19 protein-coding genes are annotated in these 18,372 nt (G+C 61.8%); 10 read left to right on the top strand and 9 right to left on the bottom strand.

The annotated features are described in order from the left end of the window. The first annotated feature begins 85 nt into the window (after positions 1-85). On the top strand, positions 86-1,129 hold the full coding sequence (locus GH983_RS21870) for an HWE histidine kinase domain-containing protein (RefSeq protein ID WP_153763500.1): 1,044 nt from the start codon (positions 86-88) through the stop codon (positions 1,127-1,129). 57 nt (positions 1,130-1,186) lie between these two features. Here the strand turns inward: GH983_RS21870 and GH983_RS21865 are convergent, their stop codons facing one another. From GH983_RS21865 to rsmI, 8 genes are all read right to left on the bottom strand, one after another. Next, positions 1,187-2,716, bottom strand: a complete 1,530-nt coding sequence (locus tag GH983_RS21865) for a YifB family Mg chelatase-like AAA ATPase (RefSeq protein WP_153763499.1) — start codon at positions 2,714-2,716, stop codon at positions 1,187-1,189. A gap of 193 nt (positions 2,717-2,909) precedes the next feature. Next, positions 2,910-3,857 carry a glutathione synthase gene (gene gshB / locus GH983_RS21860; RefSeq protein WP_153763498.1) on the bottom strand — a complete coding sequence of 316 codons (948 nt, stop codon included), beginning with the start codon at positions 3,855-3,857 and terminating at the stop codon, positions 2,910-2,912. A 96-nt stretch (positions 3,858-3,953) separates the two neighbouring features. Continuing rightward, positions 3,954-5,066, bottom strand: coding sequence for a sn-glycerol-3-phosphate import ATP-binding protein UgpC (locus GH983_RS21855; protein ID WP_153763497.1), 1,113 nt, complete (start codon positions 5,064-5,066; stop codon positions 3,954-3,956). A gap of 14 nt (positions 5,067-5,080) precedes the next feature. Further along, positions 5,081-5,923, bottom strand: a complete 843-nt coding sequence (ugpE, locus tag GH983_RS21850) for a sn-glycerol-3-phosphate ABC transporter permease UgpE (RefSeq protein WP_054151225.1) — start codon at positions 5,921-5,923, stop codon at positions 5,081-5,083. Between the two features lie 10 nt (positions 5,924-5,933). Continuing rightward, positions 5,934-6,815 carry an ABC transporter permease subunit gene (locus GH983_RS21845; RefSeq protein WP_054151226.1) on the bottom strand — a complete coding sequence of 294 codons (882 nt, stop codon included), beginning with the start codon at positions 6,813-6,815 and terminating at the stop codon, positions 5,934-5,936. Between the two features lie 69 nt (positions 6,816-6,884). Then, positions 6,885-8,183 (bottom strand): extracellular solute-binding protein, encoded by a 1,299-nt coding sequence (locus GH983_RS21840; protein WP_054151227.1) that lies wholly within the window; start codon positions 8,181-8,183, stop codon positions 6,885-6,887. Between the two features lie 135 nt (positions 8,184-8,318). Beyond that, complete coding sequence (locus GH983_RS21835; RefSeq protein WP_054151228.1) at positions 8,319-8,687, bottom strand: YraN family protein; 369 nt, start codon at positions 8,685-8,687, stop codon at positions 8,319-8,321. Then, positions 8,684-9,601, bottom strand: a complete 918-nt coding sequence (rsmI, locus tag GH983_RS21830) for a 16S rRNA (cytidine(1402)-2'-O)-methyltransferase (protein ID WP_153763496.1) — start codon at positions 9,599-9,601, stop codon at positions 8,684-8,686. Before rsmI ends, GH983_RS21835 begins: the two co-directional genes overlap by 4 nt. 225 nt (positions 9,602-9,826) lie before the next feature. Here rsmI and dnaN point away from each other — a divergent pair, with 225 nt between their 5' ends. From dnaN to GH983_RS24185, 6 genes are all read left to right on the top strand, one after another. Next, complete coding sequence (gene dnaN / locus GH983_RS21825; protein WP_054151229.1) at positions 9,827-10,945, top strand: DNA polymerase III subunit beta; 1,119 nt, start codon at positions 9,827-9,829, stop codon at positions 10,943-10,945. 124 nt (positions 10,946-11,069) lie between these two features. Continuing rightward, a complete protein-coding gene (gene pmtA, locus GH983_RS21820) occupies positions 11,070-11,663 on the top strand; it encodes a phospholipid N-methyltransferase PmtA (protein WP_054151230.1) in 594 nt (197 codons plus the stop codon). A gap of 116 nt (positions 11,664-11,779) precedes the next feature. After that, on the top strand, positions 11,780-12,484 hold the full coding sequence (gene pyrF / locus GH983_RS21815; RefSeq protein WP_153763495.1) for an orotidine-5'-phosphate decarboxylase: 705 nt from the start codon (positions 11,780-11,782) through the stop codon (positions 12,482-12,484). 26 nt (positions 12,485-12,510) lie between these two features. Next, positions 12,511-12,798: a DUF1330 domain-containing protein gene (locus GH983_RS21810; RefSeq protein WP_069042489.1), complete on the top strand. Its 288-nt coding sequence runs from the start codon at positions 12,511-12,513 to the stop codon at positions 12,796-12,798. 138 nt (positions 12,799-12,936) lie between these two features. Further along, positions 12,937-13,917: a complex I NDUFA9 subunit family protein gene (locus GH983_RS21805; protein WP_153763494.1), complete on the top strand. Its 981-nt coding sequence runs from the start codon at positions 12,937-12,939 to the stop codon at positions 13,915-13,917. Positions 13,918-14,122: 205 nt separating this feature from the next. Further along, positions 14,123-14,281 (top strand): hypothetical protein, encoded by a 159-nt coding sequence (locus GH983_RS24185; RefSeq protein WP_171901570.1) that lies wholly within the window; start codon positions 14,123-14,125, stop codon positions 14,279-14,281. A gap of 64 nt (positions 14,282-14,345) precedes the next feature. Here the strand turns inward: GH983_RS24185 and GH983_RS21800 are convergent, their stop codons facing one another. Further along, positions 14,346-15,152, bottom strand: coding sequence for an undecaprenyl-diphosphate phosphatase (locus GH983_RS21800; RefSeq protein WP_153763493.1), 807 nt, complete (start codon positions 15,150-15,152; stop codon positions 14,346-14,348). 141 nt (positions 15,153-15,293) lie between these two features. Between GH983_RS21800 and GH983_RS21795 the strand changes: the two genes are divergently transcribed. Genes GH983_RS21795 through GH983_RS21785 form a run of 3 tightly spaced genes read left to right on the top strand, consistent with a single transcriptional unit; the run spans position 15,294 to position 18,037 of the window. Further along, on the top strand, positions 15,294-15,986 hold the full coding sequence (locus GH983_RS21795) for a glutathione S-transferase family protein (protein WP_054151235.1): 693 nt from the start codon (positions 15,294-15,296) through the stop codon (positions 15,984-15,986). An 11-nt stretch (positions 15,987-15,997) separates the two neighbouring features. After that, on the top strand, positions 15,998-17,152 hold the full coding sequence (queG, locus tag GH983_RS21790) for a tRNA epoxyqueuosine(34) reductase QueG (protein ID WP_153763492.1): 1,155 nt from the start codon (positions 15,998-16,000) through the stop codon (positions 17,150-17,152). Positions 17,153-17,155: 3 nt separating this feature from the next. Then, positions 17,156-18,037 (top strand): SDR family oxidoreductase, encoded by an 882-nt coding sequence (locus GH983_RS21785; RefSeq protein ID WP_153763491.1) that lies wholly within the window; start codon positions 17,156-17,158, stop codon positions 18,035-18,037. Positions 18,038-18,372: the final 335 nt, after the last annotated feature.

Here is an 18,372-nt window from a genome sequence, read left to right as displayed (position 1 = left end):
CGCCTCCTCACCCCTCGATTGCAGCCGTCCCATTCCCCGGTTAGAGTAGCTCACGACAGGTCGACTGCAGTCCTGAAGGGCCCCCATGCGTGCATTATTTCACCGCCTGCCTGCGTTTGCCTCCGTTCAAGAGCGACTGTCGACGAGCAGCTTGATCGCGACCTATGTCGCGAGCCTCATCGTCTTCGCAATGGCACTGGCGATCCGCGCCTGGTTCGACCCCGTGCTACCCGCAGGCTTCCCGTTCCTCACCTTCTTTCCCGCAGTGATCATCTGCGGTTTCGTCTTCGGCGTCCGGCAGGGCCTGATCGTCGCCACGCTCTCCGGCCTTGCGGCCTGGTACTTCTTCATCAGCCCAGGGCGCTTCGACTTCTCGCTTGGCACCTTGCTCGCCATGGGGCTCTACCTTTTCGTCGTCGCCACCGACCTGACGCTGATCTACATGATGAAACAGGCCTATCGTCAGGAGATCGGCACACGCGAGGAGGTTCAGCGGCTGGCCGAGCAGCAGGAGGTCATGGCCCAGGAACTGGACCATCGCCTCAAGAACATCTTCGCCACCATCAATGCGATCAGCAGCCTTTCCCTTAAGAATGCCTCAAGCGCCGACGAGCTGGCCGCGCGGCTGCGCGACCGACTGACTGCGCTCGGCCGCTCCAACCTCCTGCTGCGGGGTCTTCGCGAAGGCGAGGACGCCTCGCTGCAAAGCGTCATCTTCCAGGCGCTCGAACCCTTCGCCATCGTCGGCACACCCCGCTTCACAGCGCATGGTCCGCGCGTCCCGATCGGCGGCCAGACCGTCGTCGTGCTCAGTCTGATCCTGCATGAGCTCGGCACCAATGCCGCAAAATACGGCGCCCTCAGTGTCGGCCATGGCCAGGTATCCCTGATCTGGGACATCGAGACCGACCAAGACGGAACCGAGCAACTCGTCATGCGCTGGAGTGAAAGCGGCGGTCCGCCACCCCTTACGCCACAGCCGGGATCGGGCGGTTTCGGCTCCACCCTCATGAAACGCGTCATCGCTGGCGTGCGCGGCCACACGGAGATCGCCTATCCCGAGACCGGAGCCGAGGTGCGCCTCACGCTTCCCGTCGACATGCTCCGCCCGACGGCCGTGCCGGCCTGATCCACTCTTCCTCTTCCTGCCCCGTTCCTCCTATCCCTTCCTCCGACAGGCCGCCGGTCACGCGGCCGCTGCCAGCCGCTCGGAGGCGATGCGGTACGAGATCGCCTCGGCCAGATGGATACGCCCCAGGGTTTCCACCCCATCGAGATCAGCGAGGGTCCGCGCCACCTTCAACACCCGGTGATAACCGCGCGCCGAAAACCGAAATTTCTCGGCGGCATCACGCAAGAGCTGCAGCCCGGAGGCATCCGGTTCAGCCAAGGTCTCGATCAGCGCCGTCGAGCAACGGGCATTGGTGCTGAACGGCAGACCAAGGCGCTCGAAACGATCCCGCTGACGGGCGCGGGCCGAGGCCACGCGTTTTGCGACCTCCGCACTGCTTTCGGCCGCACGGGGCCGGATCAGGTCCGTGGCCGAGACGGCGGGCACATCGATGCGAATGTCGATACGGTCCATCAGCGGCCCCGAGATGCGGCCCTGATATTCGGTCTGGCAGCGGATGCCGCGCGCGCAGACATGGCCAGGCTCGCCCGCCATGCCGCAACGGCAGGGATTCATGGCCGCCACCAGCTGAAAGTCGGAGGGGTAGGAGACCCGGTGGTTGGCGCGGGCGATGATGCATTCGCCGGTCTCGAGCGGCTGGCGGAGCGCATCGAGCACCGGCGGCGCGAATTCCGGCAGTTCGTCGAGGAAGAGAATGCCATGATGGGCAAGCGACGCCTCGCCGGGCTTGGCCTTCAACCCGCCGCCGACCAGAGCCGCCATGGTGGCGGAGTGATGCGGCGTGCGGAATGGCCGGCGATCGGAGAGCTTGCCTCCCGAAAGCTGCCCGGCGATCGAATGGATCATCGAGACTTCGAGCAGCTCAGCCGCCGAGAGTGGCGGCAGGATCGAGGGCAGGCGGGCAGCGAGCATCGACTTGCCCGAGCCGGGCGGGCCGACGAAAAGCAGATTATGCCCGCCGGCGGCGGCGACCTCCAACGCGCGCTTGGCGCTTTCCTGGCCCTTGATGTCGGCGAGATCCGGCAGGTTGGCCGCGGGTGCCCGGATCGATGGTTCCGGCCGGGAGAGCACCTGCGTGCCCCTGAAATGATTGGCCAGCGCGATCAGGCTGCGCGGGGCGAGTATATCGATCTCGCTGCCGGCCCAGGCGGCTTCCGCGCCGCTGTCGGCCGGGCAGATCAGGCCCTTGTCCATGGCATTGGCGCTGATCGCCGCGGGCAAAGCCCCCGCGATCGAGGCGATCGTGCCGTCAAGATTGAGTTCTCCGATCACCAGAAAGCCCTGGAGCGCATCACCCGGGATGGCGCCGAGCGCCGCCATCAGGCCGAGGGCGATCGGCAAATCAAAGTGAGAGCCCTCTTTCGGCAAATCGGCTGGCGCGAGATTGACCGTCACCCGCTTGGCAGGAAGCGCCAGTCCCGACGCATGCAAGGCCGCCTGGACCCGTTCGCGGCTTTCGGCCACCGCCTTGTCCGGCAGACCGACGATCTGCATGCCCGTCTTGCCGGGCGCGACCATGACCTGAACTTCGACAGGCACACCCTCGATGCCCTGGAATGCAACCGTACTGACACGCGCTACCATTGCCCGCCCTCGTCGATCGACCTGAAGTCACCGCTGCAACTTCATATTGCGTGTAGCGACGAGAACAATCTCGCATAAGACGAGGGAGTACGCAAGAACATTTGCGGAACATCTGCATCTTCAGATAGGTTTCAGGTTGCATCCAGTTGAACAACTGGCACAAGCCTCGAACTTCCAAAGAGGATTCAGTCGGTTAGGCCCGCTTGCGCTCGATTGCATCCCAGAGGAGTGCTGCAATATCGGCGCCACCGAATTTCTTCACCTCGCGGATGCCAGTCGGTGACGTCACGTTGATCTCGGTCATGTAGTCGCCGATGACATCGATGCCGACAAGCAGGAAGCCACGCTCACGCAGAGCGGGGCCGATGCGGGCGCAGATTTCCCGCTCGCGCGCGGTCAGTTCGGTCGGTTCCGGTCTGCCGCCCGCATGCATGTTGGAGCGGGCATCATGTTCGGCAGGAACGCGATTGATTGCGCCGACGGGCTCGCCATCAACAAGGATGATGCGCTTGTCGCCCTTGCGCACCGCCGGCAGGTAGCCTTGCGCGATAAAGGGTTCGCGGAACATCTGGCCGAACATTTCCATCAGCGAGGAGAAGTTGCGATCGTCGCGGGTCGAGTGGAAGACGCCGGCGCCACCATTGCCGTAGAGCGGCTTCAGGATGATGTCGCCCTGCTCCTCACGGAACCGGGCAATCTCGGCCGGATCCTTGGTGATCAGGGTGGGCGGCATCAGGTCGGCGAATTCGGTAACGAAGATCTTTTCCGGCGAATTGCGCACCCAGGCCGGGTCGTTGACGACGAGCGTCTTCGGATGGATGCGCTCGAGCAGATGGGTCGAGGTGATATAGGCCATGTCGAAGGGCGGATCCTGCCGCAGCAGGATGACATCCATGGTGGAGAGGTCGACACGCTCAGGCGCGCCGAGGGTGTAGTGGTCGCCCTTGACGTCGCGCAGTTCCATGGGCTCGACGGTTGCAAAGACCTTGCCGTCACGCATCGAGAGCCGGTCCGGCGTGTAATGGAAGAGCTTGTAGCCGCGGTTCTGGGCCTCGATGCTCATCGCGAAGGTGCTATCGCCCGCGATGTTGATCGTGGATACGTGGTCCATCTGGACGGCGACGTTTGTGATATTGGCCATGAGCTATCCCCTGCGATTGCCCAGCAGATTTAGGCGGCGCGCCGCGCGAAGGCAACGCCGCCGACCTTGAATTTTGCTGAAGCGATGGTGAAGCGCTCAGGCGAAGACCCGCTCGGCCTCCTGCGCGACCGGCTGCGCATCCGAAGGCGGCATACCTGCGTCCAGCCGGCGCCCCGTATCGACGGAGAACACATGCAGCTTGGACGGGGAAATGCGCAGCGGAAGCCGCTCGCTCAACTCGACATGCGAGGCGATGACCGCAGTCATCGGCTGACCTGCGACCAGACCGTGGACCAGACGCTGGGCGCCGAGTTCCTCGACATAGTCGATGGCGAGCGAAAACTGAGCATCGTTCTCATGGGTCAGAACGAGATCCTCGGCGCGCATCCCAAGACGGACCGGGCCTTCCGACCAGGCGCCGTCCACCGGGAGCGCGACATCCGCGAAGTGAAGCTGTCCGCCTTCGATGCGGGCATCGACGAGGTTCATGGCCGGCGAGCCGATGAAGCTTGCGACAAAGGTGGAGGCCGGGCGATTGTAGACCTCAAGCGGCGTGCCGATCTGCTCGATGCGACCGCCGTTCAGGACCACCAGGCGATCAGCGAGCGTCATGGCTTCCAGCTGGTCGTGGGTGACGTAGATCGCGGTGGTCTTCAGCCGCTTCTGCAGCTTGCGGATTTCGCCGCGCATGGTGACGCGCAGCTTGGCGTCGAGGTTCGACAGCGGCTCGTCGAAGAGGAAGACAGCCGGCTTGCGGACGATGGCGCGGCCCATGGCGACGCGCTGGCGCTGGCCACCAGAGAGCGCCCTCGGCTTGCGGTCGAGATATTTCTCGATCTCCAGCATCTTGGCGGCTTCTGCGACGCGGGCGGCGATTTCCGTTTTCGGCGTGCCGCGGTTCTTCAGGCCGTAAGCGAGATTGTCGTAGACGGTCATATGCGGATAGAGCGCATAGTTCTGGAAGACCATTGCGATGTCACGGTCTGCCGGCTCGACTTCGTTGACCACGCGGTCGCCGATCGAGATCGTGCCTTGCGAGATTTCCTCAAGCCCTGCCACCATGCGCAGCAGCGTGGACTTGCCGCAGCCCGAGGGGCCGACGAGCACGATGAACTCGCCGTCCTCGATCTGGATGTCGACGGTATCGACAGCCTTGGCACCGCCCTTGTCGTAGATCTTGCAGACTTCGTTGATGTCGATGGACGCCATGATCGGCACTCCCTTTACTTGTCGGTTTCGGTGAGGCCCTTGATGAACCAGCTCTGGAACACCACCACCACGATCACGGGCGGCAGCATGGCAAGCACGGCCATGGCAAAGGCTTCGTTGTAGTCGGGGATCTGCGAGCCGATCCACACCTGGAGGATCTGCTTGATGCCGCGCATCAGGGTGTAGAAGCCCTCTTCCGTCGTCATCAGCATTGGCCAGAGATACTGGTTCCAGCCGTAGACAAACATGATGATGAAGACCGCCGCGATCATGGTGCGCGACAACGGCAAGAGCACGTCGATGAAGAACTTGAACGGACCCGCGCCGTCGATGCGCGCAGCCTCCAGGAGTTCGTCGGGCACGGACTTGAAGAACTGGCGGAAAAAGAAGGTCCCCGTTGCGGATGCCAGGAGCGGCAGGATCAGGCCCTGGTAGCTGTTCAGGAGGTTGAGATCGCTCATCACCTTGTAGGTCGGCAGGATACGCACTTCGAGCGGCAGGAGCAGCGTCGTGAAGATCAGCCAGAAGGCGAGCGTTGCAAAGCGAAAGCGGAAATAGACGATGGCATAGGCGGCCAGCATCGAGAGTATGATCTTGCCGATGGCGAAGCCCAGCCCCAGGATCAGCGAGTTCATCGCCATGGTCAGGCCGGTGACCTGGCCGGTGAAACCACCACTCTCAAACAGGACCTTTTCATAGGTCTCGGTGAAATGATCACCGACGGAGAGCATCAGGCCGTTCGAGTGGATCTCGGCAGCGGAATGCGTTGATGTGGTGAAGGCGACCACCAGCGGCCCGAGCATGAAGATCACGCCCGCGATCAGGATCAGGTGGTCGAAGAATTTGGTGCGGTACATGGCGCTCTCCTCAACCGTAATGGACGCGACGTTCGATGAAGCGGAACTGGATCATGGTCAGGACCAGCACGATCAGCATCAGAATGACTGACTGGGCCGAGGACGAACCGAGGTCGTTGCCGCGGAAGCCGTCGAGATAGACCTTGTAGACCAGCGTGATCGGATTGTTGGCGGCACTGTCTTTGACGATGACGTCGACGACGCCGAAGGTGTCGAAGAGCGAATAAGTCATGTTGATGATGAGCAGGAAGAAGGCGGTCGGCGCCAAGAGCGGGAGCGTCACGGTCCAGAAGCGGCGGGTGCCGGACTTGCAGTCCATCGTTGCCGCCTCCCGGATCGAATTCGGGATGCCCTGAAGCCCGGAGAGGAAGAAGATGAAGTTGTAAGGGATCTGGTTCCACACGGCGATCAGCACCATGGCAAAGGCCGTGTCGAAATAGTTGATACCAATCTTCATGTCCCAGCCGAACCACGAGACAAAGGTAACAAACGGGCCGATGTGCTGGTCGAAGAACATCAGGCCAATCAGTCCTGCCACAGGTGGGGCAATGGCATAAACGATGATCAACAGGGTCTTGTAGGTCGACTGCCCTCTGATGACCGCATCGGCCTTCAAGGCGAGCAGCAGGCCGAGAGACAGGACGAGAAAGGTGACGATGACACTGAAAGCGACCGTGAAGCGCGCGATGCGTCCATATTGGGACGCCGAGAAGATGTCGCCATAATTGCTCAAGCCGACAAAGGTCGATCCGAAGCCGAAGGGATCTTCGATGTAGAAGGAGGACTGGATCGCCTGCACAGACGGCCAGTAAAAGAAGATCGCGATGATCGCCAACTGCGGCAAAAGAAACAGGTAAGGCAGAAATCGCGAATTGAACTGGACGCGCTTCATCAGGGGCCCCTTAATGGAAAGCCCGGGGACCGATGGTCCCCGGGAACGACATTGGACAGGACGGTTCTATCAGCCAGCGGTCTTGGCGAAGCGGGCGAGGATCTCGTTGGCCTCGGCTTCGATCGTCTTGAAGGCGTCTTCTACGGTGACTTCACCCGAGAAGATCTTGACGAATTCGCGGTTCATGACGTCGCGGATCTGCGGGTAGAAGCCCATGCGATAGCCCTTCGACCACTCACCACCCGGCAGCATCAGCTGCTGCAGGCCGACTTCTGCCTGAGGGGTGCGGTCGTAGTGACCGTCCTTCTTGGCCAGTTCATAGGCAGCAGTCGTCAGCGGCACGTAGCCGGTTTCCTTGTGGTAGTAGTACTGGATTTCCGGCGAGGCGATGAAGTTGAAGAAGTCGCCGGTGCACTTGTTCTCTTCAGCCGACTTGCCTGCCATGGCGAACAGAGCCGCGCCGCCGATGAAGGAATTCGTGCCCGAACCCGCGATGCCGCTCCAGTTGGGCATCAGGGTCGCAGCAAACGGCATGGTCGCGGTCTTCAGGAGGCCGCCGAAGGAACCGGAAGAACCGACCCACAGAGCAACCTTGCCTTCTTCGAAGGGCTTCTGGTTGTCGTTCCAGCCTGCGCCGTAGAAGGCGAACATGCCGGCATCCTGCCATTCCTTGAGCTTGGAGAACATCATCCGCTGCTCTTCGGTGTTGACCAGGATCTTGGTGTCGACGACGCTGTCGTAACCGTTGTTGTTGGTCGCGAACTGCAGGTTGTTGCGCGAATGGAAGTTCTCGACCATCTGCCAGGGCAGGTGCGACTGGACGAGCGGAATGTAGCCGGCTTCCTTGAGCTTCGGAGCGATGGCTTCAAACTCTTCCCAGGTCTTCGGGGCTTCGACGCCAGCCTTTTCAAGGGCTTCGACGTTATAGTACATGATCGGCGCCGAGGACGAGAGCGGCATGCCGACAAACTTGCCGTCTGCATCGGCGTAGAAGTAGCGAACGCCCTGGATGTAGTCTTCGGCGTTGAAGGTGTGGCCGGCTTCGCGGATGATGTCTTCAGCGGCGACGGTTGCACCCTTGGCATTGATGATGGTGGCAGCACCGGCATCGAAGACCTGCAAGATGTTCGGGTGCTGGCCCGAACGGAATGCAGCAATGCCAGAAGCCAGAGCTTCTTCATAGGTGCCCTTGGACACAGGCGTCAGAACACAGGCGGTCTGGGCTGCATTGAACTTTACGGCCAGTTCGTTCAGAACTTCGCCGTTGCGGCCGCCCATGCCGTGCCACCAGGTGATGTTGGTCGCGGCAAGCGTCGTCGATGCGGTCATGGTCAGGGCCAGAGCGGCCAGGGAAATCTTCTTGATCATGGGTTAGATCCTCTCCACCGGTTGTTGCGGTGAGGGCTCCATTAGGGCCGATCCATGACAGCGACTTGAATCTTTTGTGACAGACCTGTCACAATGAATGGGTTTCGAAAAATCGAGATCGAAACTCAAACGAAGCTAAAATGCGTCCTCGAAATGGACAGGCCAGCGCCACGGCCGCACCACAATGATATCATGGCGAAGTGACAGGCGTATTGCATCGGATTGCCTGCGAAGCCAATGATCTGCGGCATTGGCGATGCGGCGCTCGGCCTCGTGGCCGACCGCATCGACGCCGGCGCGCAGGTCTTTTCGAGCTTTCACTTCGACAAAAATCACCAGATCGCCGCGACGGGCGATGATGTCCACTTCGCCGGCTTTCGTCTTGTAGCGGAGCGCCACGATCCGGTAGCCCTTCAGGAGGAGCGCGAGGGCGGCCCGGTATTCCGACCAGCGGCCCAGCCTCTCGGCGCGGATGCGTTTTCGATCCGCACCTCTTGGCGTCATGCGGCCCCCTTGAGTTCCAGCAGCCGCTGGTAAAGCTCCTTGCGCGGCAGGCCGGTCAGCCGCGCGGCTTCCGTCGCGGCCTTGGCCGTCGGCATGGTGGTCGACAGTTCGGCGAGCAGGCTATCGACATCAGCGGCGTCAGGCGCTGCATCTGGGGCGGGCGGGCCGATGACGAGCACGATCTCGCCCTTGACCGTCTTGTCGGCATAGTCGCTGGCGAGGTCTCCGAGCGGACCTCTACGGAACTCCTCGAAAGTCTTGGTCAATTCGCGGCAGACAGAGGCCGGCCGATCGATGCCCAGTTCGTCGGCTGCCGCGACAAGCGTATCCCCGATCCGGTGCGGGGACTCGAAGAAGATCAGGGTTGCCGGCACCTTGGCGAGTTCGCGAAGTCGGTCGCGCTTGGCCTTGTCCTTGGTCGGCAGGAAACCGGCAAACAGGAAAGCGTCGTTCGGCAAGCCGGAACCGACAAGGGCCGCGAGCGGTGCGGAGGCGCCGGGGATCGGCACGACGCGGTGGCCCGCCTCGATCGCCAACTGGCCGAGACGATAACCGGGGTCGGAGACGAGCGGCGTGCCGGCATCGGAGACAAGCGCCACCGACTTGCCGGCTTCGAGGGCGGCCAGCAGCCGGGCGCCTGCCTCGTCTGCATTGTATTCGTGATAGGCGTAAGGACGGTTCTCGATGCCGTAGCGGTCGAGCAGCACGCGGGTAACCCGCGTGTCCTCGCAGGCGAGCACGTCTGCACCGGCCAGCGTTTCGAGCGCGCGGATGGTGATGTCGCCGAGATTGCCGATCGGGGTCGCGACCAGATAAAGCGCAGGCTCCAGCGGCCGCGCCGCGACCGGCGTGTCGTTCAGGCGATAGCGCTTCGAGGTGGCCGCAACGGGCTGATTTTTGTCTTCTGTTGTCATGGCGCCTTTATCCTCCACCCCCATGCTCGCGGCAAGGGTGCCCGGCCCATAAACCATTCCGGCAAGCTCTGCTGGGGACTGGCGTGGAAAACCTTGGAGCCTCTTGCTTTTCCCGCAAATTTGCTGCCATTTTGCCCGTCCACATCGTCCGGCCCGGGGACTGCCCGGCCCCTATTTTCCGATCCGGAACTCCGGAAGACGACACGTCGAAAGCGGTAGCATCCCATGCGTATAACTCTTGAACGGTCCAATCTCCTCAAGTCCCTCAATCACGTGCACCGCGTGGTTGAGCGTCGCAACACGATCCCGATCCTGTCGAACGTGCTGCTGAAGGCCGAGGGCGCCGAGCTCGATATGAAGGCGACGGACCTCGACCTCGAGATTACTGAGGGCACACCTGCCATGGTCGAGCAAGCCGGCGCCACCACGGTCCCGGCACATCTGCTTTATGAAATCGTGCGCAAGCTGCCCGACGGGTCCGAGGTTCTGCTCGCCACGAACCCCGATGGCGGCACGATGACGGTGGCGTCCGGCCGCTCGAAGTTTTCGCTGCAGTGCCTGCCGCAGTCGGACTTCCCGGATCTCACCGCTGGCACCTTCACCCATTCCTTCAAGATGAAGGCATCCGATTTCAAGATGTTGATCGATCGCACCCAGTTTGCGATCTCGACGGAAGAGACCCGTTACTACCTGAACGGCATCTTCCTGCACACGATCGAGGCGGGCGGAGCTTTGAAGCTGCGCGCCGTTGCAACCGACGGCCATCGCCTGGCGCGGGCCGATGTCGACGCACCCTCGGGCTCGGAAGGCATGCCCGGCATCATCATTCCGCGCAAGACGGTCGGCGAACTCCAGAAGCTGATCGACAATCCGGAGCTGATCATCGGCATCGAGATCTCCGATTCCAAGATCCGCCTCTCAATCGGCTCGGTCGTTCTGACGTCCAAGCTGATCGACGGCACCTTCCCGGACTATCAGCGCGTTATCCCGCAGGCGAACGACAAGGAAATGCGCGTCGATTGCCAGACCTTCGCGCGTGCCGTCGACCGCGTCTCGACGATCTCGTCCGAGCGTGGCCGCGCCGTGAAGCTGGCGCTGGCCGATGGTCAGCTGATGCTGACGGTCAACAACCCGGATTCGGGAAGTGCGACGGAAGAAGTCGCCGTCGGCTATGAAAGCGACGCGATGGAGATCGGCTTCAACGCCAAATATCTCCTCGACATTACCGCCCAGCTTTCCGGCGACGACGCGATCTTCCTGCTCGCAGATGCCGGCTCTCCGACGCTCATTCGTGATACGGCCGGCGCCGACGCGCTGTACGTCCTGATGCCGATGCGCGTGTAACGCGCCCCGTCTCTGGCTGGCCGATGGCTCGCCAGCGTCATTCTCTCTTGCAATTGCGACAAAACGACCCAAAATTGTCGCAATGCGCTCGAACAATCGAGCAGCAACAATAAGAGGGACGACCATGGCTATCCGATTGAAGGAACGGTTCGAGAAAAAATTCGACGAGGAAATCCGTTTCTTCAAAGGCATGATGCAGGGTCCCAAGACAGTCGGCGCGATCGTGCCGACGTCTTCGGTGACGGCAAAGCGCATGGCGAGCGTCATCGATGTGAAGTCGGGCCTTCCGGTCCTCGAGCTCGGCCCCGGCACGGGCGTGATCACCAAGCAGATCCTGGCGCGTGGAGTGCCGCCCGAGAAGATCGTTTCGGTCGAGTATTCCGAGGATTTCTATCGCCGCCTGGTCGAGGACTATGCCGGCGTCAACTTCATCCACGGCGACGCCTTCAACCTCGAAAACACCCTGGGTCGTTTTTCGGACCAGATCTTCGATTGCGTCATCTGCGCCGTGCCTATGCTGAGCTTCCCGATGGAAGCCCGTATCCAACTGCTCGAAGACCTGCTGTCCCGCATCCCCGAAGGGCGCCCCGTGGTGCAGATCACCTACGGCCCGGTGTCGCCTGTTATCGCCAAGCCCGATCGCTATCACATTCAGCATTTCGACTTCGTCGTGCGCAATATCCCGCCCGCCCAGCTCTGGATCTACCGCAAGGCCTGATCGGCCAGTTTTGCGGAGAACGGGGGATCGTCGATCCCCCTGCCCTTGTCATGCTTGCGATTTGACGCGCGGCATGCGAGTGGACGGGGCATGGAGATCTGGCAGGAGTCTTTGTCTTGAGCGCACGTCATCGTCTCATCGTCGGACTGGATGTTCCGACTGTCCAGGAAGCGGAGCGCGTCGTCTCGACACTCGGCGACAGCATCTCCTTCTACAAGATCGGCTATCAGCTCGCCTTTGCCGGTGGATTGGAATTTGCCCGCGATCTCGCGAAAGAAGGCAAGCAGGTCTTCCTCGACATGAAGCTGCTGGACATCGACAACACGGTGGCGTCTGCGGTCGAGAACATCGCGCGCATGGGCATGACCATGCTGACCCTGCATGCCTATCCGAAGGCCATGGCGGCAGCCGTCAAGGCGGCCGAGGGATCCGGTCTTTGCCTGCTCGGCGTGACGGTGCTGACCTCCATGGACGAACAGGACCTGACGGATGCCGGCTACGAATACGATCCGCATACGCTCGTGCTGAAACGCGCCGAACAGGCCCGCATCGCCGGCATGGGCGGGATCGTCTGCTCGGCAGAAGAGGCGTCGGCCGTGCGTGGAATCGTCGGACCGAAACTGGCGATCGTCACCCCCGGCATTCGCCCGGCAGGCGCCGACAAGGGCGACCAGAAGCGCGTCATGACGCCGTCTGACGCGATTGCAGCTGGATCGAGCCACCTCGTCGTCGCTCGACCGATTGTCAAGGCAGAGGATCCGAAGGCGGCAGCGCTTGCGATCCTCGCCGAGATGGACGAGGCGCTGCTCAAGCAGCATTAAGCACAGCCGATATGGGAGGAGAGACCATGGCCAAGGGATACTGGATCGCACGCGTCGATATCCGCGATGCGGAGCGCTACAAGGATTATGTCGCCGCCGCGAAGCCGGCCTTCGAGACATATGGCGCCAAATTCCTCGCAAGAGGTGGTGCCTATACCCTGGTTGAGGGCGATGGGCGGGCGCGCAACGTGGTGATCGAGTTCCCCACCTATCAGGCCGCCGTCGATTGCTACAACTCGCCGGAGTACCAGATCGCCGCCAAGATCCGCCAGGAAGTGGCGGACGGGGAAATCGTGGTTGTCGAGGGCATCTGAGCCCGCCCTGCCCCTGTGTCTCAATGTCCGGCGGATGCGGCCTTGACGGGCCTTTCCCCCGCCGGGCGATTCGGTTAAGAGAGGCCAGCCAGATCGCGCATATCGTGTGCGCCTATATATAGTTCAGGGGAGCCGTCCATGACCTTGTCCAACCTTCCGCCGCTCGTCACCGTTTTCGGGGGCTCGGGCTTCGTCGGACGGCATGTCGTCAGGGCACTCGCCAAGCGCGGCTACCGTATCCGTGTTGCCGTTCGCCGCCCTGATCTCGCAGGCTTCCTGCAGCCGCTCGGCAATGTCGGCCAGATCTCCTTCGTCCAGGCCAACCTGCGTTACCGCTCATCGGTCGATGCCGCTGTCCAGGGCGCCGACCATGTCATCAACTGCGTCGGCATCCTGTTCGAAAGCGGTCGCAACGGCTTCGACGCCGTGCAGGAATTCGGTGCACGCGCGGTTGCTGAAGCCGCCCGTTCGGTCGGCGCGACGCTGACCCACGTTTCGGCGATCGGTGCCGATGCCAAGTCCGACTCCGTCTATGCCGCGACCAAGGGTCGTGCCGAAGCCGCGGTCCAGTCGATCCTGCCCGACGCCACGATCCTGCGTCCGTCGATCGTCTTCGGCCCGGAAGACGGCTTCTTCAACAAGTTTGCCGCCATGGCTCGCCTGGCGCCGGCGCTGCCGCTCGTCGGCGGTGGAAAGACCAAGTTCCAGCCTGTTTATGTCGGTGACGTCGCCGAGGTCGTGGCGCGCTCCGTCGACGGCTCGATCGCCCGTGGCAAGATCTACGAACTCGGGGGCCGTGATGTCGCGACCTTCAAGCAGTGTCTCGAGATGATGCTGGAAATCGTCGGCCGCAAGCGTGCGCTGGTGACCCTGCCCTTCGGCATCGCTTCGCTGATCGGCAGCATCGCCTCTGCAGTGCCGCTGATCCCGCCGCCGCTCACCAGCGACCAGGTCAAACTTCTGAAGAAGGACAATGTCGTGTCGGCCGCTGCCAAGGCCGAGGGGCGCACGCTGGAAGGCCTTGGCATCGAGCCGGTGACCATGGCCGCAATCCTGCCGACCTATCTCGTGCAGTACCGCGTGCACGGCCAGTACACAGGGACCGGCAAGGCGGCCTGAGGCCGCCTGAAGTCGCATTTTGCAGAGCTGCAACCTTAACCGCCGTTGCACAAAAGACGCAGCCGCATGAAGACCTGCGTTAACTCAGGATAAAGCAAGTTCGCCTATTGATGGCGGTCGTGGCAATGCGTAAAGACTGGCCCCCAACGGCCGGACGGCAACGATTGCCGGCCCTCATTTTCAGTCAGTCTCAAGAGGCATTTCCATGGGCAAGCCTATCGCACTGTTCTTCGCATGTGCGGCACTGGTCATCATCGCCGGCTCCTTCGTCGCCCCGACCACGGTGGCGGCCCGCAAGGACAACTGCTCGCCTGCCTACGGCATCGACCCCTGCTCGACGGCCTCGATACCGTCGACCAACTGATCTCCCAAAATCAAAAAGGCTGCCCCTCGGGACAGCCTTTTTTCTTGTCTCCGCTCTGCCGGCATCAGCCGAACATCAGCAGACCGATGATCCCTGCTGTGCCGACGGCGATCCGCCACCAGGCAAAGGGCGCATAGCCTCGTTTTGAAACAAAATTCAAAAGCCCCCTGACGACGAAGAGAGCCGAGATGAAGGCTGCCACGAAGCCGATCGCGATTATCAAGGTGTCGTCGACGGTCAGCGCGTTGCGGTTCTTGTAGAGATCGAGCGTGAAGGCGCCGAGCATGGTCGGCATGGCGAGGAAGAACGAAAACTCGGCTGCCGAGCGCTTGTCAGCACCGAGCAGCAGCGCGCCGACGATCGTCGCACCGGAACGAGATGTGCCCGGGATCATCGCGACGCACTGGCAAAAGCCGATCTTGAGCGCAAGCGACAGCGGATATTCGGTGACGTCGTGATACCGGGGCTTCAGCGGCAGGCGATCGATCCAGAGCAGGACGAAGCCGCCGAGGATCAGCACGACACAGATCAGCATCGGCGTCTCGAAAAGAACCGTCTTGATAAAGTCATGCGCGAGGAAGCCGATCACGGCAGCAGGCAGGAAGCCGAGGAGAACCGCACCAACGAAGCGACGGCTCTCGGCGCTGGTCGGCAGCGACAGGGCAATCTTGAGCAGCTTGGCGAAGTAGACGCTGAGGATGGCCAGGATTGCGCCAAGCTGGATCAACACCGCAAATGTGTTGCCCGGCGATTCGAAGCCGAGGAAATGGCCGGCCAACAGGACATGGGCAGTGGAGGATACCGGCACGAACTCGGTCAGGCCTTCGATCAGGCCAAGGACGAGCGCGCTGATAATGGATTGGTCTTCCATGAGGTCTCCTTCAAGGGGAAGGCAAAGTGATTTGCTTGTATTGCCGGGGCCGAAACCCTATAGCTTGGAAGCCGCGCTGATGACCAGCCGCTTCGACAGCCTGCGCTGCGGCCACTGAAAAATCCGAGAATCCGAGTTCCGATGCCGACCCTGTATCATCACACGATGTCCACCGCGTCCCGTTTCATACGCCTGGTCCTGTCCGAATACGGCTTCCAGACGGATCTGGTGGAGGAACAGACCTGGGAGAAGCGCAAGGAATTCCTCGCCTTCAATCCCGCCGGCACGCTGCCCGTCTATGTCGACGACAACATGCGGGCACTGTGCGGCCCGACCATCATTTCCGAGTTCATCGACGAGACGCATGGCGTGTTGAAGCGCGACCGGCGCCTCTTTGCGGAAGACCCGTTCCAGCGGGCCGAGATCCGCCGGCTGACGGAATGGTTCCTGCAGAAGATGGAGCAGGATGTCACCAAGCCACTGGTGCGCGAGCGGGTGCACAAGCTGATCATTCCTAATGGCCTCGGTGGCGGCGCTCCCGATTCCAAGGTTCTGCGTACGGCGCGCTCGAACATTCGCCATCACATGAAATACCTGACCTGGCTTTCCGGTTCGCGCCAGTGGCTCGCAGGAGACCGCATCAGTTACGCCGATCTCTCGGCGGCAGCGGCTGTTTCCGTGCTTGATTATCTCGGCGAGATCGACTGGAACGAATTCCCGGTCGCCAAGGAATGGTATCAGCGCATCAAGTCGCGGCCGTCCTTCCGCCCGTTGCTGACAGAGCGCGTGCGCGGCATCACGCCGGTGTCGCACTACGCCGATCTCGACTTCTGACGGTTATCTTCATGGACGAGCCGCAGATCGATCCCAAGATCCGGAAGCGGCAGGCAGACCTCACGCGTTTCCTGCGTCAGGAGGCCCATGCCCAAGGCTTCGATCTCTGTCGCATCACGCTGCCGAACGCCATTCCCGAAGCGCCGGCAAGGCTCGAGACCTTTCTCGAGGCAGGACGGCACGGCACCATGGCGTGGATGGAAGAGACGAAGGAGCGTCGTGCCGATCCACGGGTGCTATGGTCGGATGTGCGCTCCATCGTCATGTTCGGGATGAACTACGGTCCGGACGAGGATCCCCGGCTTCTGCAGTCGCAGACCGACAAGGCGGCAATCTCCGTCTATGCCCGCAATCGCGACTATCACGACGTGATCAAGGGACGCCTCAAGGAAGTGGCGACGCGGTTTGCGGCGCGTGCGGGCGAAGACGTCAAGGTCTTCGTCGATACCGCGCCCGTCATGGAAAAGCCGCTTGCGGCGTCAGCCGGCCTCGGCTGGCAAGGCAAACACACCAATCTCGTCAGCCGCGACTTTGGCTCCTGGCTCTTCCTCGGCAGCCTCTTCACCACGGCTGAGCTCGAAGTCGATGAAGCCGAGCGCGACCATTGCGGGTCGTGCCGGGCCTGTCTCGACGCCTGCCCGACGGACGCCTTTCCTGCGCCCTACCAGATCGATGCGCGGCGCTGCATTTCCTATCTGACGATCGAGCACAAGGGTCTGATCGACCGGGCGCTGCGTCCCGCTTTCGGCAACCGCATCTATGGCTGCGACGACTGTCTCGCCGCCTGTCCCTGGAACAAGTTCGCGGCCACCGCCCGCGAGATGAAGCTTGTCGCGCGCGAGGACCTGAAGGCCCCCGACATCGCCTTCTTCCTGACGCTGGACGATCCGACCTTCCGCACCTATTTCAGCGGCTCGCCGGTCAAGCGGATCGGGCGGGACCGCTTTGTGCGCAATGTGCTGATTGCGGCCGGAAATTCCGGCTCTCGCGATCTGGCGCCGGCCTGTGAGAGGCTGCTGACGGACGGCTCGGCTGATGTGCGTGGCATGGCCGCCTGGGCGCTGTCCAGGCTTCTGCCGGCGGATCGCTTCGCGGCTCTGCAGAGCGCGCATTTGATGACGGAAACGGACGAGCATGTCCGACAGGAATGGATGACGGAGAGCTGACGCATGCGCTTGATGATTTTTGGAGCCGGCTATTCGGGTAAGGCAATCGGCAAGCTTCTCGGCAGCGAGGGCGCCTCGGTCGCCGGGACCACACGGAGTGCAGAGAAGGGCAAGGCGCTTGAGGACATGGGAATCCGGCCCTTCATCTTCGACGGCACGAGCCTGTCGGAGCCCCTTCTTGCCGAACTCGCCGAGACCACGCATCTCGTCCAGTCGATCGCGCCTGGCAGCGAGGGCGACCCGCTGATCCGGCTCTGCGGCCAGACGGGCATCAAGGCCTTGATGCCAAAGCTCGAATGGATCACCTATCTTTCGACCGTCGGCGTTTATGGTGATCATCACGGTGCCTGGGTGAACGAGGAGACGGAGCTGAAGCCGGTCTCTGTGCGCTCAGTGGAGCGCGTGGAGGCCGAGCAGGCGTGGCAGGTGGTCGCGGCACGGGACAACCTGCCTCTCGCGATCCTGCGGCTCTCCGGCATCTATGGTCCTGGCCGCAACACCTTCATGAACCTTGCCAACGGCACGGCGCGCCGCCTCGTGAAGAAAGACCAGGTGTTCAACCGCATCCGGGTCGAGGACATCGCATCCGCCACAGCGTTCCTGGCCGGCCCGAACACAGGCGGGATCTTCAACGTCACGGACGACATGCCCTCCCCGCCGCAGGACGTGGTAACCGAAGCCGCCCGCCTGATGGAGATGGATGCGCCACCCGAGCAGCCTTTCGAGACGGCGGAGCTGACCCCCATGGCGCGTTCCTTCTACGGCGAAAACAAGCGGGTTTCGAACGCCAAGATCAAGTCGCTCGGATTCAACTTCCAGTACCCGAATTACATGATGTCGCTGGCCGATCTACTTGCCTCAGGCACATGGAACCAACGGGCCTGAAGGGGCGTTTTACGGGGTCAAACTTTGCGCTTTAAGCGCCAGAATGCCGATGCAGACGAGCGTCTGGCCCCGTCCGCACCACAATTTGGGCAGCAAATATGACCTGTGAGCAAAATTTTTCTTCACCGATTCCGTGAATGCCGCAAACGGTGGAATCGTGAGTTTTTAATTCCATGAAGAATCATGAAATCAAACGATTTTTCTGTAAAATTCACATTTCATTAAGGTAAAGACCCGTCTTCCGATCATCACGAATGTTACAGGGTGTAATGTTTCGTGATTATCTGCGGGCACGTTTTTGCCATTTTTGACCCTGCCTAGCCGTCGGCACGCAA

This window comes from Agrobacterium sp. MA01, from assembly GCF_009650195.1.
Lineage (GTDB): Bacteria > Pseudomonadota > Alphaproteobacteria > Rhizobiales > Rhizobiaceae > Allorhizobium.
Note: the sequence above shows the minus strand (reverse complement) of the source record. Positions and strands in the feature narration are given on the sequence as shown.